This is a genomic window from Croceibacterium ferulae (genome assembly GCF_003660445.1).
Lineage (GTDB): Bacteria > Pseudomonadota > Alphaproteobacteria > Sphingomonadales > Sphingomonadaceae > Croceibacterium > Croceibacterium ferulae.
In genome coordinates this window covers 311,451-328,146 of sequence record NZ_QZVQ01000004.1, presented here as the reverse complement: position 1 = coordinate 328,146, position 16,696 = coordinate 311,451, and the positions used below count along the sequence as shown (strand labels likewise).

Below are 16,696 nucleotides of genomic sequence, written 5' to 3'. Positions count from 1 at the left end.
CGCTTACTGTGACTGAGAAGGGTGGCACCTACTGGTGCCCCCCTTTTTGTGTAGCAATCAGTTAGCCCGCACCACGATCTTGTACTGCTGCCCCGGCACCAGCTGTTCATTGCCGGACAAGCCATTCAACACGCGGAAGCGTTCTTCCTGGCCGCGAGTGTAGGCCATCCGCCGGGCCAGCGTCTGCACGCTGTCGGCGCGCGCCGCAGTCACCACGTCGATCCGCCGCGGCACCACTTCGGCCGCCTCCGCCGCGCTGATCCGGCGCATGGAATTGAACATCGGGTTGAACACCCCTGCCCCACCGACCGGCGCGATCGCGGCGAAGTGGAACGCCTGATTGTTGCTGAACTGGTAGGCGAAGACGACCACGTCCACCTGCTGCTGCCCGGAATTGACCCGCGCCGTGCCATAGACGGCCGGCAGGCTGTTCACGGTGGTGCGCTGCAGCGCCTGCGGGGTCAGCGTGCCACCCTGCCCGGAAAGCGACCGGAACACCTGCTGCACATAGGTTTCCAGATTGCCGCTGTAGGCGGCGCTGGCCATCTGCGCCTGCCCGCTGCCGCCGGTGATCGTCACCGCCTGCGCGCCGTTCGACATGGTGAAGCCCTGCGGCACGCTGAAGGTCAGGCGGAACGCCGGATGAATGAAGCTCTGCCCTTCGATCACACCCTGCGCCGGATCGTCATCATAGACGAGGCCGTCGATGCGGCTGAGGAAGTTCTCCCGATTCAGCACGCCGGTGGACTGCGGCCCGGCCATGTTGCGCGCCGCGGCCACGCGGCTGGCGGGATCGGGGTGAGTGGAGGCCCATTCGGGCACGGTCGCCTCCTGCCCTGTCAGCTGCTGGTCCAGCGCGTTCTGCCGGGCCAGGCTTTCCAGCACGGTGGCCATCGCGCCCGGATCGTAGCCCGCGCCCCGCAGATACTGGACGCCCAGCTGGTCGGCCTCCGTTTCCTGCGACCGGGAATATCGCAGGGTCGCCAGCTGCGTTCCGGTGTTCAGCAGGTCGGCCGCGCCGCGGCCCAGGGCCGAATCACCCAGCAGCACGCCCGACAGCACCTGCCCCAGCACACCGAAGATCTGGTTGCGCTGGGCGGTCTGCTGCCGACGGGCGGAGTGGCGGGCGGCGACGTGGCCGACCTCGTGCCCCAACACGCCGGCCAGTTCCGCCTCGTTGTTCATCAGGCCAACCAGCTGGCGGGTCACGTAGACATAGCCGCCGGGCACGGCGAAGGCGTTGTTGGCCGACGAATTCAGCAAGGTGACGCGGAAGGCATCGGGCGTGGTGGCGAGGCCGGACTGGACCGCGATGTTCTGGCCCACCTGCCCCACATAATCCGCCTGCGGCCCGCGCACCGCGCCGCCAAATTCCTGCACGAACTGTTCGTGATATTGCGCGCCCTGCTGCGCCTCCACCTGGGTGATCGGCGTACCCGGCTGGATGCCGGCGCCCGGAACGCTGGCACAGGCACCCAGCGACAGCGTGGCTACGCCGGCGAGCGCCGCGCCGGTGAAACGACGGGCGATGTTCGATTGTGGCATTGGTGCAAGGCTCCCTGATCCGCAGCCGCGCGCTCCCTGCAGGCGCAGCTGTTTCCTGCTTGTATGGGGCGAACCTGTGGCGTGGAGGTATGTTCCCGTCCGGGAGCGCACGGGGGAGCGGGTGACCGCGAGAGGGTGGCGTGCTGCCTTCGAGGTGGTCACCCCCCCTCATCTATCGTCGCCCCAGCGCAGGCAGCGTGCCTAGCTGGCCTCGGCACCGGCAACGGCGTGATGGTGGGGAGCGTGGATGGGCCCCTGCCTGCGCAGCGGAGACGAAGGTCTTGATTGGGTGGGAAGCTGACCTTCCGCTTCTGACAACTGTGGACAACCACCGAACGCGCTCACGTTCTGTGCCGCTCGTCGGACACCACCCACCGCCAACGCGCGTCTAGGCACCATTATGCACAAGCATTTCCGACAATTTTTGCCGCCGTTCTGGTCGCAGCTGTGCTTCACTGGCGTGATGATGCCCGTGTGATTAAGGCCCCTCTCGCACTTCGCAGGGACAAGTGACTATGAAGCGATTTCTTGCAGGCGTATTGTTAGCGTCTCTACCAGGGTTAACCGCAGCGTCCGTTCCGGCTGCTGGGCCCGAGTTGAACGATTTCCGGCTCTCAGGGGTGACCTTGCGGCGCAGCAGCTACCAAGGGGCCGACGCGTTCGAAATGCGGATGCCGTCGTCGGCGAACCAGGATCCAGAAAGGGAACAGCTAAAAGACCGCAACTTCATGGCGTGGCTGCCTCTCGATTTCCAAGACGGAACTATCGAGGTAGAAGTGGCAAGCGATCTTGCACCAGATGCCCCAGAATATGCGCGCGGTTTCATAGGCGTTGCCTTCCGGATAGATCAAGATGGCCGATTCGAGAACATTTATCTTCGGCCCACGAACAGCATATCACTCGATCAGGTTCGGCGAAACCATAGCGTCCAATATGCGGCCTATCCCGACTTTCCATTCGATGTGCTACGCCGAGAGTCGCCTGAGAAATACGAGACTTATGCCGAAATCAGCTTGGCACGTTGGATCACGATGCGGGTCGTCGTACAAGGCACGACAGCTACGTTGTATCTGGATGGAAACTCGCACCCTGCCATCGTTGTGCGAGATCTAAAGTTAGGCGCTGACCAGCGTGGTGGCGTCGGTGTCTGGTTGGAAGCTGGTACAATAGCCAAGTTCCGTAATCTTCGGGTCGCGCCGCGATAGTCCACTCCGGGCGAGCACGGCGTTCCGAGAAAACCCACTGCAACCCCGACAGCCTACAGCCTGGCCACAGTTCGCAGATGAACCGCCGTCCGGTTTAGAGGAGCGGCGACGGATCCTAAACGTCCTAAACGGGGCGTTAGCGGACACTCCTCTCCTCCCGGGGAAAAGGGATCACCCGCGAAGTGGCGGAGGGGCACGCCGCCGCTCCCAAGCGGCCGGCGATTGCAGATGTTCGGAGGGGCGGCGAGTGCCCCTCCACCATGCTTCGCATGGTCACCCTCCCCGCATTGGGGAGGATCTGGCGGCCCTAGCGCTTGCCCTTCTTGGCCGGCTTCGCGGGCGGCGTGACGCCCATGCCCATGGCCAGGAAGCGGTCCTCCCGCTGGCGGCGAAGGTCCGCTGGCGGCACCTCGCCCAGCAGGTCCAGCTCCTCGCCGATCGCATCGGCCAGCGCCAGTGCGGCGCCACGGGCATCGCGCTGCGCCCCGCCGCGGGGTTCCGGCACGATGCGGTCGATCACGCCCAGTTCCGCCAGATCCTGCGCGGTCATGCGCATGGCCTCGGCCGCCTGCGGGGCCTTTTCCGCGGTTCGCCACAGGATCGAAGCGCAGCCTTCGGGCGAGATCACCGAATAGACCGCATGTTCGAACATCAGCACGCGGGAGGCACTGGCCAGCGCGACCGCGCCGCCCGATCCGCCCTCGCCCACGATGGCCGCCACCAGCGGGGTGGGCAGCGCCAGGCATGCCTCGGTCGAGCGGGCGATGGCTTCGGCCTGGCCGCGTTCCTCCGCCTCGATGCCGGGAAAGGCGCCAGACGTGTCGACCAGCGTGACGACCGGCAGGCCGAAGCGGCCGGCCATCTCCATCAGGCGGATCGCCTTGCGATACCCCTCCGGCTTGCCCATGCCGAAATTGTGGCGGATGCGGGTCTGCGTGTCGTGGCCCTTCTCGTGCCCGATCAGCATCACCCGCCGACCACCGAGCGTGGCCAGCCCGCCCATGATGGCCTGGTCGTTGCCATACAGGCGGTCACCGCCCAGCGGCACCCAATCCTGGAACGCATGAGACAGGTAATCGCGGAAATGCGGGCGCTGCGGATGGCGGGCGACCTGCGTCTTCTGCCACGGCGTCAGCCCGGCATAGAGCGTGCCCAGCATTTCCGCGCTCTTGCCTTCCAGCCGCGCGAGTTCGGAGGAGATGTCGACATCCCCGCTTTCCCCGGCGGTGGTCCGCAGGTCGGTGATGCGGCTGTCGAGCTCTGCCAGCGGCTTTTCGAAATCGAGATAGGAGATCATGTCTGCAGCGCTAAGGCGAGTGGGCGCGGCCTGCAAGAGGATGCCGCTCGTTCACCAGCGCCACCAGCCGCGCGGCATCGACATGGGTGTAGATCTGCGTGGTCGCGATGTCCGCGTGGCCCAGCAGCGTCTGCAGCACGCGCAGGTCCGCCCCGCCCTCCAGCAGATGGGTGGCAAAGGCGTGGCGCAGCACATGCGGGCTGACGCGCGCGGGGTCGATATCGGCGCGCGCGGCCAGTTCGCGGATCAGCTGGTACAGGCGGATGCGGGTCAGGTGGCCCGACATGGCGCCGGTGCGGCCGGGGAACAGGTGGCGGGTGCCGGCGGGCCGCACCGTCAGCCATTCGGTCAGGGCGGTGCGCGCGCGGGAGGACACGGGCACCATGCGCTGCCGGCTGCCCTTGCCGGTCACCGTCACGAACGGCACGTCGCGCGGTACGGCGGTGAGCGGCAGGGACACCAGTTCCGTCGCGCGCAGGCCCGAACCGTACAGCATCTCCAGCAGCGCCAGCATCCGCACGCCCGGCATGGTGCCGGCGACCGCCTCCTCCTCCGCGCGGGCGAACAGGCGGGCGATCTCCGCATGGTTCAGGATGCGCGGCAGGGGCCGGCGGGTTGCCGGGCGCGGCAGGGCGGTGGACGGATCGTCGGCCCGCAAGCCCTCATCCACCAGGAACAGGTAGAACTGGCGCAGGGCGGAGGATTTGCGCGCCAGCGTGGCCGGGGACAGATCGGCCCAGGCGGCAGCCAGGCGGGCCAGATCCTCCTGCCCCGCATCGGCCAGCGGACCGACCAGCGCCTCCGCCCCGGCCAGGTCGCTGCGGTAGGCGGCCAGCGTGTTGGCGGCGGCACCGCGTTCCGCCGCCAGCATGGCCAGGAAGGCGTCGATGGAGGTGGCGGTCACTGCCGGGTCATGCCCGGGCGACGGCCTCCGCCGCGATCATCCGGGCCTCCGGCTCCAGGCCGACCTGCGACAGCGCGCGCACGATGTGGAACAGCTGGCGCGCGGTCATCCGGTCCCAGCCATCCCCCTGCATGCCCACGCCCGCCAGCAGCGCGACCAGCGCGGCATTGTTGTACTGCGCGGCGGCGTCGATCCGCCGGCTCCAGGCGCTTTGGAGCCGCAGGCTGGTGCCCATGTCGCTCAGCAGCCCTTGCGCCGTGCCCTCGTCCAGCCGGCCGAGACCGGCCAGACCGGCGACAAGGAAGCGGCCCTTGCGCCCTTCGCTGCTGCCGTCATCGCCGATGAAATCGTCCAGCGCGCCCTCGTCGGCCTCACCCGCACCCGGCGTGCCGACGGCCAACAGCGCCCAGCCGAGGCTGCCTTCCGGCACGACGGATGCCCAGCGGGCGGCGTTGCGGTCCAGCCCGGCGGCCAGCATGGCGCCGATCAGCTGCGGCGCCTCCGCCACGGCGGTGGACAGCACCGGCAGGCGCGCCGCGGCGTAGGCGGTCAGCACCTGCCCGGCATACGGATCCGTGCCGCCCCACAGCTGGCGCATGGCAGCCACGCGGTCGCCCGGCTGGCGGGCGATATAGGCAAGGCGCAGGTTCTGTGCGCGTTCGCGCGAAGCACCCTCCAGCCCCGATTCGTCGAATGCCTGGGACAGCAGATCCACCATCGCCTTGGATGACAGCACGCCCGCGGCGCCTGCGCGATCCGCCGCGGCGATGCGCCGGCCCAGCGGGGTCGCCGGGATATGCACGTCGGCCATCGCCAGATATGCCGGTGCGCCGGCGATCAGCCCGTCCGGCACCTCTATGCCCAGCGCGCGCGCGAAGCCGAGGCGCCAGGGGTCGAGCGTGTCCACATCGTCCCACTCGATCGTCACGGACCGGCGACCGCTGCCCGCCGCGCCGGCATAGCGCTGCGCCAGCCGCACATCGAACGGCCGCGTGTCGTCGCTGTTCAGCATGCGGCGCAGGGCCCGGTCGGCATCCCGCGTCTCGCCGGAATGGGCGTCACAGATATGCCGGGCCATCAGCCAGCGCGCATCTTCGCGCAGGGTGCCCTGCACCCCCATCACCGGGCAGATGCCCAGAATGTCGCCCGTTCCCAGATAGGCGGACAGCGCCACGGCGCCCAGGCCGGGCGAATAGGAGGCGGATTCGATATCCTGCACCAGCGCGCGGGCGACGGCCGGCTCCCCCAGACGGTTCAGCAGGTCGGCCCGGAGCGCGGCAAAGGCGACCGGGTCCATGCCGCGCGGGGCATCCATCCGGCTGGCCAGCGTGCGGCGCAGCAGGATATGGCCCCAGCGCGACACCAGCGGCCCCTGCGTGCCGATCAGCGCCGCCCGCACCAGCCCGGCCGGCTGCCCGGCCAGAGCAGCGGGGCCGAAGCCGCCCTCATCCTGCGAGATCACGCCCACACGTTGCAGCGCGCGGCGGGCGCCGGGAGGGATGTCGTATTGCGGCGCCAGGCCGAACAGCGCGTCGAACTCCGCGTCGCTCATCGCCTCCAGCTCGCGCACGGAGGGCAGGCGCCCGCCGGCCAGGGTGGGGATGCCGATGGCGGCAGGCGGCGGTGGCGGCGTGGTGCCGGCACCGGGCAGCGGCTGCACCACGGGGGAGGCGTCCGGCGCAGGCGCGCGCACAAAGGGGCGCGGTGCAGGCTGTGCCGGGCGCGCTGCCGGTGCTGGCGCGGGAGCCGTTGCGGGTGCCGGCGCCGGGGTGGGCGCGGGGCTCGGGGCAGGCTGGCCGAAGCCCGGCGGCAGCAGCGATTCGGGCGCCGCCATGGCCAGGCCGGACGTTACCGCCAGGGCGGCGCCGCTCAGCAGGGCGACCCAGCTGCCGCGCCTCACTGTTGGCGCTCCAGCACGACAGGCTGTTCGATCATCCGTTGCGGCTCCCGCCCGCCATCGATCCAGGCCAGCAGCACGAACAGCGCCACCAGACCGACCGACACCTGAATTATGGTTCTACGGCGCATCGCCACTTCTATCTGCACTTCCCCGGACGCTTGCGCCGGCGGTTAGCGCAACTATAGCGCGCACGGCAATGACCATCGAGCCCAGCAGCCCGAACGACGCCACAATCCGTGACCTCGCGACGCGGCTGCAGCCCCGTATCGACCGACCGATCGTGCTGGTCGGCATGATGGGTGTGGGGAAGACCAGCGTGGGCCGCCGGCTGGCGAGCGCGCTGCAGCTGACCTTCAGCGATGCTGACGAGGAGATCGAGCGCGCCGCGCGCATGACCGTCAGCGAAGTGTTCGCCCGGTTCGGCGAACCCTATTTCCGCGATGGCGAGCGGCGTGTGATCGCCCGGCTGCTGCAGCGCGGTGCGGGCGTGATCGCCACCGGCGGCGGCGCCTTCGTGCAGGCCGACACCCGCGCCCTGATCAAGGAGCGCGGCATCGCCGTCTGGCTGGACAGCGACACCGCCACCCTGGTGGAGCGGGTGACGCGCAAGGACACCCGCCCGCTGCTGCGCGGTGGCGATCCGGCGGAGATTCTCACCCGGCTGAAGGCGGAGCGGGAACCTGCCTATGCAGAAGCGCCGCTCAAGGTCCTGAGCAGCGGCGGCCCGCAATCCGATACCGTGCACCGCGTTCTGAAGGCGATCGACACATGGCTGTAATTCCCGTGGCCCTTGCCGGCCGACCCTATGAAGTGCGCGTGGGCACCGGCCTGCTGCCGGACCTGGCCGCCCAGTGCGGCCCGCTGCTGCGCAAGACCCGTGTGCCAGTGGTGACGGACGCCAACGTCCACGCCCGCTGGGGAGAGACGGTGGCGCGCGCGCTGGAAGATGCCGGCCGGCAAGTCCGCTGGCTGGTGCACGAGCCGGGGGAGCAGGCCAAGAGCTGGGAGGGCCTGGCCCGCACGGTCGACTGGCTGCTGGCGGAAGAGGTGGAGCGCGGCGATCACATCCTGGCGCTGGGTGGCGGAGTGATCGGCGACCTGGCCGGCTTTGCCGCCGCCATCACCAAGCGCGGCTGCGGCTTCATCCAGCTGCCCACCAGCCTGCTGGCGCAGGTCGATTCCTCTGTCGGCGGCAAAACCGCGATCACCACGCCCGCCGGCAAGAACCTGGTCGGCGCGTTCCATCAGCCCGCGCTGGTACTGGCCGACCTCGACACGCTGGCCACCTTGCCCGCGCGCGAACTGCGGTCGGGCTATGCCGAGGTGCTGAAATATGGCGTGCTGGGCGACCGTGCCTTCTTCGACTGGTGCGGGAAGCATGGCGGCAAGGTCGTCGCTGGCGATTTGCCCGCGCAGCACTATGCCGTCGAACAGAGCGTCGCCGCCAAGGCGCGCATCGTGGCGGAGGACGAGCGCGAGACGACCGGCACCCGCGCATTGCTGAACCTGGGCCATACATTCGGCCACGCGCTGGAGGCGGAGACCGGATATGGCCAGCGCCTGCTGCATGGCGAGGCGGTGGCACTGGGCATGGTGCTGGCGGCGCGTTACTCCGCGCGGATCGGCCACCTTGCGGTGGCGGATGCCGCCCTGGTGGCGGATGCGGTCGCGGCGGCCGGTCTGCCGGCGGAGATTGCCGGGCTGGGGCTGGACTGTGACGGCGCCGGTCTGGCCCGGCACATGCTGCACGACAAGAAGATGGACGCCGGCACCCTGCCCTTCGTCCTGCTGCGCGGGATCGGCGAGGCGTTCCTGGACCGCGCGGTGTCGCTGGATGATGTCGCGGCGTTTCTGGATGAGCAGTTGCGGGGATCACTTTGAGCCGCTGATGCCGCGCGTGCTGGAAGATGGATCCTGAAACGAGTTCAGGATGACGGGTCAGGGAGGGAGTGCCCCTCCCTCCGGCCCTCACCGCAGCAGGACAAGTTCCTCCGCCATGGTCGGATGGATGGCAACGGTGGCGTCGAAATCGTCCTTGGTCAGGCCGGCCTTCACCGCCACGGCGGCGCCCTGCAGGATCTCCGGCGCATCCGGGCCGATCATGTGGATGCCCACGATCCGGCCGGATGTGCCGTCGCAGATCATCTTGTACAGCGCCCGTTCGTTGCGGCCCGCCAGCACGTTCTTCATGGACCGGAAGTCGGACTGGTAGACCCGGACGGAGCCGAGCTGGTTGCGCGCCTGCGCTTCCGTCAGGCCCACGCTGGCGATGGGCGGGTGGCTGAACACGGCGCTGGGGATGCAATCATGGCTGATGGCGGTCGGCTTGTTGCCGAACAGCGTATCGGCCAGCGCCTGCCCTTCGCGGATCGCAACGGGGGTCAGCTGCACCCGGTCCGTCACATCGCCCACGGCATGGATGCTGTCCACGGCCGTCTTGCTGAACCGGTCGACCACGACCGCGCCGCGCTCGCCAAGCTCCACGCCGACCTCCGCCAGACCCAGCCCTTCGCTGTTCGGCACGCGGCCGGTGGCGAACAGCACGCAATCGACCTCCAGCGGATCGTGATTGGTCATGGACACCAGCAGGCTGCCATCGGCCTGCTTCTCGATCCCGATGAAGCTGGCGTTGAAGCGGAAGGCGATGCCCTTGATCAGGCTGATCTGCAGCAGCCGGTCGCGCATGCTTTCATCATAGCCGCGCAGCAGCTGGTCGGTGCGATTGATGATCGTCACCTGGCTGCCCAGTTCGTTGAAGATGCCGGCAAATTCATTGGCGATGTAGCCGCCGCCGGCGATCAGCACCCGGCGCGGCAGGGCGTCCAGGTGGAACGCCTCGTTGCTGGTGATGCCATGTTCGCTGCCGGGGCAGTCGGGCACATGCGGCCGCGCGCCGGTGGCGATCAGGATATGCCGGGCGGTGACCACCTCGCCATCGGCCAGCGTCACCTCGTTCGGGCCGGTCACCCGGGCGCGCTGGGGCAAGATGGTGACGCCGTTATTTTCCAGCGTCTGGCTGTAGAGGCCTTCCAGCCGGGTGACGTCGTTCAGCACATTGTCGCGCAATGTGCGCCAGTCGAACCGGGGGTTCTCCACGGTCCAGCCGAAATTCTTCGCATCCTGCAGATCCTCGGCAAAATGCGCGCCGTAGACCAGCATCTTCTTGGGCACGCAGCCACGGATCACGCAGGTGCCGCCGACCCGGTGCTCCTCCGCCACGGCGACCTTGGCGCCATGCGCGGCGCTGATCCGGCTGGCGCGGACGCCTCCGGAGCCTGCGCCGATGGTGAACAGGTCGTAATCGTAATCAGGCATGGTTCGCTCCCGTACAGGAGCGGGATATGGCGGGCGGCACCCGGCTTGCCAACCGGGTGCAGCTGCCATTCAGGTGAGGCGCCCGATCAGCCCCGGGGCGCGCCAGAGGCGCGGCCGCCGCCATTGCCGCCCCGGCCACCGGTGCCGCCGCCGCCACCGCCGCTGCGACGACGCTGGCCGCCGCCCTGGCCCTGCCCTTGCGGACGACCGCCACCGGCCGCGGCACGCTGGCCACCACCCTGGCCCTGGCCCTGCGGCGCGCGACGCTGCGCGCCATCGACGCGCTGCGGCTCAACCGTGCGCTTGGGCCGGCGCGGGCCCTGCTGCTGCTGGCGCCGTTCGGGACGGTCCTCGTCCTTCGGGCTGGTCATCGGCAGCGCCGCGACCCGTTCCACTTCCGTGCGGAAGGAGTCCGGCAGCTGCACCGTGTCCAGCGTGACCTTGGTCAGCTTCTGGATGTCGCGCAGATATTCCTTCTCGTCCGCCGCGCAGAAGGACATCGCCACGCCTTCGCGGCCCGCACGCGCGGTGCGGCCGATGCGGTGGACATACTGGTCGGGCACGTTGGGCAGTTCGAAGTTCAGGACGTGGGACACACCCGGAATGTCGATGCCGCGGGCGGCGATATCGGTCGCCACCAGCACGCGCACGCTGCCTTCGCGGAACTCGCCCAGCGCCTTTTCACGCTGCGGCTGGCTCTTGTTGCCATGGATCGCGGCGGCGCGGATGTTGCTCTGGGCCAGTTTGCGGACCACGCGGTCGGCGCCGTGCTTGGTGCGGGTGAACACCAGCGCGCGGTCGATCTCCTTCTTGGCGAAGCCTTCGCGCAGCACCAGGTTCAGCAACGCCTGCTTCTCGGGCTGGCTGACATGCATCACATATTGCTCGACCCGCTCCGCCGTGGTGGCGGCCGGGGTGATGGCGACCTGCGCCGGGTTCGTCAGGTACTGCGACGCCAGCGTGCGGATGGCCGGCGGCATGGTGGCGGAGAAGAATAGCGTCTGGCGTTCGGCCGGCAGCATCTTCACGATGCGGCGCAGCGCGTGAATGAAGCCGAGGTCCATCATCTGGTCGGCTTCGTCCAGCACCAGGATCTCGACATGGCCGAGATCGAGCGCGTTCTGCTCCGTCAGGTCGACGAGGCGACCGGGAGTCGCCACAAGGATGTCGACGCCGCGCGCCACTTCCTGCCGGTTCTTGTTGACGGAGGTGCCGCCGAACACGGTGACGACCTTCAGGTGGGAGAAGCGCGCATAATCGCGGGCGCTCTCGGCGATCTGGCCGGCCAGCTCGCGCGTGGGCGCCAGCACCAGCATGCGGCAGCTGCGCGGGCGCGGGCGCTTGTCGGCGGCGACCAGCCGGTCGATCGACGGCAGCATGAAAGCCGCGGTCTTGCCGGTGCCGGTCTGCGCGATGCCCAGCAGGTCGCGCCCTTCCAGCAGATATGGGATGGCCTGCGCCTGGATCGGGGTGGGCGTGTCATAGCCCTTCAGGGCAAGCGCCTGGACGACGGGCTGCGACAGCCCGAGCGTTTCGAATGTCATGTAAGGAGAACTCGCAGATGGGTGCGGCGCGCAGCCATGGGCAAGCGCGGTCCGCGGGTCAGAAGGAAACCGCCCGCGTGAAAGGGAAGCTTTGTGCTTGGACCGAGATGCTGCCGGGGCGATCCCGCAGGACCGCTCAGTCACGCTGCACGCGTCTCGATGGCGCTGCAGATGGACGCTGCAGTGCAAAAAGTCAATCCACTGCGATTATCGGCGAGAGGGCGGACGCCCCGCCATCCCGACGCGATGCCGGGATGGCGGGGTCGTCCGTGCGCCCTCAGTCCAGCCCGGCCGCCTTTAGCAGCGCTTCGGTGCTGGCATCGAAGGTGGTGCCGCCGGCGTCGATCTTGTTGGCGATCTCCTTGCCCAGCTCCACGCCGAACTGGTCGAACGGATTGATGCCCATCATCACCGCGCTCGCGAAGGTGCGGTGTTCGTGGAAGGCGATCAGCGCGCCCAGCGTCTCGGGATCGAGATCGTCCACCAGGATCGTCGCGCTGGGCCGGTCGCCCGGATAGTTGCGCGCGGGATCGTCGCTGTGCTTGCCCTCCATCAGTGCCGCGCCTTGCGCGAAGCAGTTCATCAGCAGGATGCGGTGATGCGCCAGGTCCTGCATGTCGCCGGGCGCGATGCTGGCGATGAAGTCCACCGGCACCAGATGCGTGCCCTGGTGCAGCAGCTGGAACACCGCATGCTGCGCATCGGTACCGACGCCGCCCCAGGTGATCGGCGCGGTGTGGCCCTCGACGGGCTGGCCCTCGGCCGTCACGCTCTTGCCGTTCGATTCCATCTCCAGCTGCTGCAGGTAGGACGGGAACAGCGCCAGCCGCTGGTCATAGGCGAACACCGCCCGCGTCTCGCACCCGCGCAACCGGCTGTAATACAGGTCGGCGAAGGCGGCGCGCAGCGGCAGGTTGGCGATGCCGTCCGTGTCGCGGAAGTGGCGATCCACCGCGGCGGCGCCGGCCAGCAGGGCCTCGAACTCCTCCCACCCGATCGCGACCGCGATGGGGAAGCCGATGGACGACCACAGCGAATAGCGCCCGCCCACGCTTTCGGCGAAGGGCAGCACCCGGGTCTCGTCCACGCCCCATTCGACCGCCTTTTCGGGATAGGCGGTCAGCGCCACGACCCGGCCATAGGGATCGTCCACGCCATTGTCGGCCAGCCACTTCAGCGCGCTGGCGGCGTTGGTCATGGTCTCGATCGTGGTGAAGGTCTTGCTGGCGACCGCGATCATGGTCGTCTCGGGATCGCAGGCGGCGAAGGCATCTTCCAGCGCGACGCCGTCGATATTGGCGACGACATGCACATCCACCAGTTCCAGGTCACGGGCCAGCGCGTCCACCGCCAGTGCGGGGCCGAGCGCGCTGCCGCCGATGCCGATGTGGATCAGGTGGCGCACCTCGCCCAGAGATCCGTCATGGATGGCCTCCACCAGCAGGCGCATGCGGTTCCGCAGCGCCTCGGCCTCCTCCACGCTGCTGTCCTTGCCCACGCCGCGCAGGGCGGAATGTTCGGCGGCCCGGTTCTCCGTCGGGTTGACGACCTCGCCAGCGAACAGGCGACGGCGCATTTCCGTGAAGTTGCTGGCTTCCGCCAGGGCCTGGAACCCATCGACCAGTTCGCGGGTCAGGTGCGTCTTGGACCAGTCCAGCAGCATGCCGGCGGGGCGATCGGCATCCTCCGTCAATTCGAACCGTGTGGCGAGCCAGTTGACCCGGGCAGGATCGGCGGCGAACAGCTCCGCCAGAGGGAGGCGGGGCTGGTCCGCCAGCTGCTGCCAGGCCGTGGCGCGCGCATCGGTCATGAACTCTCCTGAAGATTGAATTACGTCGGCACGGGACACGTGCCATGATTCGGCGACAGTAGCTTGACGCGGTGCCCGCCTGCCAACAAGACCCGTCGCGATGAGCGACACCGCAACCACCCCGGCCGACACCCCCGCCCCGCCCCCGGCCAAGCCGAAGAAGGAGGAGGACAGCCTTATTGTCTTCCTGCTGAAGCTGGTCGTGATCGTGCTGATCTTCCGCACGCTGATCTTTTCCAGCTTCTCGATCCCCAGCGAATCGATGATGCCACGCCTGCTGGAAGGCGATTACCTGTTCGCGGCCAAATGGCCCTACGGCTATTCGCAGGCCTCCATGCCGTTCGACCTGCCGCTGGTGTCAGGCCGGGTGCCGGCCGGCATGCCCGATCGCGGCGACGTGGCGGTGTTCAAGCACCCGGTGGACCGGGTCGACTACATCAAGCGTGTGATCGGCCTGCCGGGCGACCAGGTGCAGATGGTGAACGGCGTGCTGCACCTGAACGGCGATCCGGTCCGCAAGGTGCCCGCCGGCGCGCTGGTCGTCTCCCTGCGCGAAGGTGGCCGCTGTGCCGAACCGCAGTTCGAGGAAGCCGCCCCTGACGGCACGCCCACCTGCCGCTATCCCCGCTTCCGCGAGACGCTGCCCAATGGCGTCAGCTACGAAGTGCTCGATTTCGGACTGCGGCAGGCGGACACGACGCAGACCGCCATCGTGCCCGAAGGTCACCTGTTCATGATGGGCGACAATCGCGACAATTCGCTCGACAGCCGCTTTCCCGCGATCCCCGGGCAGGGCGTGGGGCTGGTGCCGGTGGAAAACGTGGTCGGCCGCGCCAGCTTCGTGTTCTTCTCCACCGATGGCAGCGCCGAATGGCTGAAGCCATGGACCTGGTTCACCGCCGCCCGGTGGAGCCGGATCGGGAGGGGGATCTGACTGCACTCGACCCCGCCGCCCGTGCCTGGCTGAAGGCGACCGGCTTTGGCATCGTTGAAGAGGCGCTGTGGGCGGAGGCGCTGACCCATGGCAGCATGGGCGCCGCGCGGGATTACCAGCGGCTGGAGTTCCTGGGCGACCGCGTGCTGGGGCTGTGCATCGCCGAATGGCTGCACGCCACGCAAGGTGGCAGCGAAGGCGAGCTGGCGCAGCGGCTGAACGCGCTGGTCAGCCGGCAGATGTGCGCGCGCATCGCCCGCACCATCGGCGCGCCGCCGCATCTGCTGCTGGGCAAGCAGGCCCGCGACGATGGCGGGGCGGACAGCGACAACATCCTGGGCGACGTGATGGAAGCGCTGCTGGGCGCGCAGTTCCTGCAGAACGGGTGGGAGCCGACCCGCGAACTCGTCCGCCGCCTGTGGGCCGATGCCGCGCAGGGGACGGAAGGCCGGGCCAAGCATCCCAAGAGCGCGCTGCAGGAATGGGCCGCGGGCAATCGCCGGCGGACGCCGGTCTACGAGGTCGTCGACCGTTCCGGCCCGGACCATGCGCAGCGCTTCACCGTGCGGGTCAGCGTGCACAATGTCGGGCAGGTGGAAGCGACCGCCAACAGCAAGCAGGACGCCGAGACGGCGGCCGCACGTGCCTTCATGCAACAGTTCGGCTAAGCAGGACCGATGGACAGCAATATCACTCCCCCGCAGGCCGACACTTCCTGCGGCCTCGTCGCCGTGATCGGCGCGCCCAATGCGGGCAAGTCGACCCTGGTCAACCAGCTGGTCGGGCAGAAGGTGGCGATCACCTCCGCCAAGGCGCAGACCACCCGCGCCCGCCTGCTGGGCATCGCGCTGGAAGGCAGCACCCAGATCATCCTGGTCGACACGCCGGGCATCTTCGCGCCCAAGCGCCGGCTGGACCGCGCCATGGTCTCCGCCGCGTGGGAAGGCACCGTGGCGGCCGATGCCGTGCTGCTGGTGGTCGATCCGGTGAAGCAGCGCCGGCACGAGCTGGAGCCGCTGCTGGAACAGTTGAAGGACCGCAAGGAGCGCAAGCTGCTGGCGCTGAACAAGGTCGACATCAGCAAGAAGGAGCCGTTGCTGACGCTGGCGCAGGATCTGGCGGGGCGCATCGGGTTCGAGGAGGTGTTCTTCATCTCCGCCCTGACCGGCGACGGAGTTCCTGAACTGAAGGCGCATCTGGCCAAGGCCATGCCGCCCAGCCCGTGGCACTACCCCGAGGATCAGGTCAGCGACGCCAGCGAGCGCCTGCTGGCGACCGAGGTGACGCGCGAGCAGCTGTACCGCCAGCTGCACGAGGAACTGCCCTATGACTGCGCGGTGCGGCCGGAGCAGTATCTGCAGCGCCCGGATGGCAGCGTGGAGATCCACCAGCAGATCGTGATCGCGCGCGACAGCCAGAAGCCGATCGTGCTGGGCAAGCACGGCACCCGCATCAAGGCCATCGGCGAGGCGGCCCGCACGGAACTGGCGGAGATGCTGGGCGCGCCGGTGCACCTGTACCTGCATGTGAAGGTGGACGAACGCTGGCAGGACAGCCGCGAGATCTTCGAGGAGATCGGGCTGGACTGGGTGCGTTAAGGGTTAGCCACCCCTTCTCCTTCATCAGTGTCTGGGTCAAACTGGACGTGCAGGTGGCGCACGTAAGGAACGGCGACGCCATTCTGGTCGTGGACAACCTCCCAAGTTGCATCTTCCGCCACAACACAGGCGGCGTCCACCAGCGGGTCGTCTTCCCGCTTTGAATTGCCGCAGTGTAATACCCGGCCGTTCGACCCGATCTGCACATACAGCAGCACTTGGCTGCTTTCACGCACGCCTTGTGCTCTCAGTTGGATGTCAGCGGATCGCCGGATGCTGCTCATCGGCCCAGATCCGCTGACGAAGTAGGTAACAGGCTGGATCAAGGCATGGATCGGCTCGCCATCTGCGCCCTTCGGCCTGTCCAGGCGCCATCGTAGGAATGACTTGCACGATGCCTCTCCGAGCAGCGGGTTGCCAATCGTCTGCACCGGGACACAGCTAAGCGCCCGTCCGTCAGGGCTGACCAGAATACGCTGCACAACGATGCCTTGCTCGCCCGCTCGCTTCAATGCAGCCGGGTAGTCTGCCCTAATCATAGTAGCCGTACGTACATTGGCCCCTGGAATGACGATCGCAGACACGGCCGCAGCGATCAGCGTGATAATCAAGCCCTTCCCCCTATTCTGTCAAGTCAAGACATT

At 68.3% G+C, this 16,696-nt stretch carries 15 protein-coding genes; 6 read left to right on the top strand and 9 right to left on the bottom strand.

Annotated features, from left to right (window positions below; all coding sequences use genetic code 11):
• Positions 1–57: 57 nt before the first annotated feature.
• Complete coding sequence (locus D5S08_RS06830; RefSeq protein WP_121116836.1) at positions 58–1,545, bottom strand: M48 family metalloprotease; 1,488 nt, start codon at positions 1,543–1,545, stop codon at positions 58–60.
• Positions 1,546–2,060: 515 nt separating this feature from the next.
• Between D5S08_RS06830 and D5S08_RS06825 the strand changes: the two genes are divergently transcribed.
• Positions 2,061–2,750, top strand: a complete 690-nt coding sequence (locus tag D5S08_RS06825) for a hypothetical protein (protein ID WP_206610295.1) — start codon at positions 2,061–2,063, stop codon at positions 2,748–2,750.
• 307 nt (positions 2,751–3,057) lie between these two features.
• On the opposite strand, the gene D5S08_RS06820 is transcribed toward D5S08_RS06825, so the two are convergent.
• Genes D5S08_RS06820 through D5S08_RS17320 form a run of 4 tightly spaced genes read right to left on the bottom strand, consistent with a single transcriptional unit; the run spans position 3,058 to position 6,979 of the window.
• Positions 3,058–4,047 carry an acetyl-CoA carboxylase carboxyltransferase subunit alpha gene (locus tag D5S08_RS06820; RefSeq protein ID WP_121116832.1) on the bottom strand — a complete coding sequence of 330 codons (990 nt, stop codon included), beginning with the start codon at positions 4,045–4,047 and terminating at the stop codon, positions 3,058–3,060.
• 10 nt (positions 4,048–4,057) lie between these two features.
• The gene (locus tag D5S08_RS06815) at positions 4,058–4,951 is read right to left on the bottom strand and encodes a tyrosine recombinase (RefSeq protein WP_121116830.1); all 894 of its coding nucleotides are present in this window, start codon (positions 4,949–4,951) and stop codon (positions 4,058–4,060) included.
• Positions 4,952–4,958: 7 nt separating this feature from the next.
• Positions 4,959–6,851: a hypothetical protein gene (locus D5S08_RS06810; protein WP_338322946.1), complete on the bottom strand. Its 1,893-nt coding sequence runs from the start codon at positions 6,849–6,851 to the stop codon at positions 4,959–4,961.
• On the bottom strand, positions 6,848–6,979 hold the full coding sequence (locus tag D5S08_RS17320; RefSeq protein ID WP_277750403.1) for a hypothetical protein: 132 nt from the start codon (positions 6,977–6,979) through the stop codon (positions 6,848–6,850). Before D5S08_RS17320 ends, D5S08_RS06810 begins: the two co-directional genes overlap by 4 nt.
• A gap of 68 nt (positions 6,980–7,047) precedes the next feature.
• Here D5S08_RS17320 and D5S08_RS06805 point away from each other — a divergent pair, with 68 nt between their 5' ends.
• Positions 7,048–7,629: a shikimate kinase gene (locus tag D5S08_RS06805; protein WP_121116828.1), complete on the top strand. Its 582-nt coding sequence runs from the start codon at positions 7,048–7,050 to the stop codon at positions 7,627–7,629.
• Positions 7,620–8,732, top strand: coding sequence for a 3-dehydroquinate synthase (gene aroB, locus D5S08_RS06800; protein WP_121116826.1), 1,113 nt, complete (start codon positions 7,620–7,622; stop codon positions 8,730–8,732). The genes D5S08_RS06805 and aroB overlap by 10 nt, the downstream gene beginning before the upstream one ends.
• Before the next feature lie 87 nt (positions 8,733–8,819).
• On the opposite strand, the gene gor is transcribed toward aroB, so the two are convergent.
• The 3 genes from gor to pgi all read right to left on the bottom strand — a co-directional run bounded on the left by gor (position 8,820) and on the right by pgi (position 13,520).
• Positions 8,820–10,166: a glutathione-disulfide reductase gene (gene gor, locus D5S08_RS06795; RefSeq protein WP_121116824.1), complete on the bottom strand. Its 1,347-nt coding sequence runs from the start codon at positions 10,164–10,166 to the stop codon at positions 8,820–8,822.
• Between the two features lie 86 nt (positions 10,167–10,252).
• Positions 10,253–11,710, bottom strand: coding sequence for a DEAD/DEAH box helicase (locus tag D5S08_RS06790; RefSeq protein ID WP_121116822.1), 1,458 nt, complete (start codon positions 11,708–11,710; stop codon positions 10,253–10,255).
• 277 nt (positions 11,711–11,987) lie between these two features.
• Positions 11,988–13,520, bottom strand: coding sequence for a glucose-6-phosphate isomerase (pgi, locus tag D5S08_RS06785; RefSeq protein WP_121116820.1), 1,533 nt, complete (start codon positions 13,518–13,520; stop codon positions 11,988–11,990).
• Between the two features lie 100 nt (positions 13,521–13,620).
• Between pgi and lepB the strand changes: the two genes are divergently transcribed.
• From lepB to era, 3 genes are read left to right on the top strand one after another with little or no spacing between them, the layout of a single operon-like run.
• Positions 13,621–14,454, top strand: a complete 834-nt coding sequence (gene lepB / locus D5S08_RS06780) for a signal peptidase I (protein ID WP_121116818.1) — start codon at positions 13,621–13,623, stop codon at positions 14,452–14,454.
• Positions 14,403–15,122, top strand: a complete 720-nt coding sequence (gene rnc, locus D5S08_RS06775) for a ribonuclease III (RefSeq protein WP_175578891.1) — start codon at positions 14,403–14,405, stop codon at positions 15,120–15,122. The genes lepB and rnc overlap by 52 nt, the downstream gene beginning before the upstream one ends.
• A gap of 9 nt (positions 15,123–15,131) precedes the next feature.
• The gene (gene era / locus D5S08_RS06770; protein WP_121116816.1) at positions 15,132–16,052 is read left to right on the top strand and encodes a GTPase Era; all 921 of its coding nucleotides are present in this window, start codon (positions 15,132–15,134) and stop codon (positions 16,050–16,052) included.
• On the opposite strand, the gene D5S08_RS06765 is transcribed toward era, so the two are convergent.
• A complete protein-coding gene (locus tag D5S08_RS06765; RefSeq protein ID WP_126665503.1) occupies positions 16,049–16,663 on the bottom strand; it encodes an energy transducer TonB in 615 nt (204 codons plus the stop codon). The genes era and D5S08_RS06765 overlap by 4 nt on opposite strands.
• Positions 16,664–16,696: the final 33 nt, after the last annotated feature.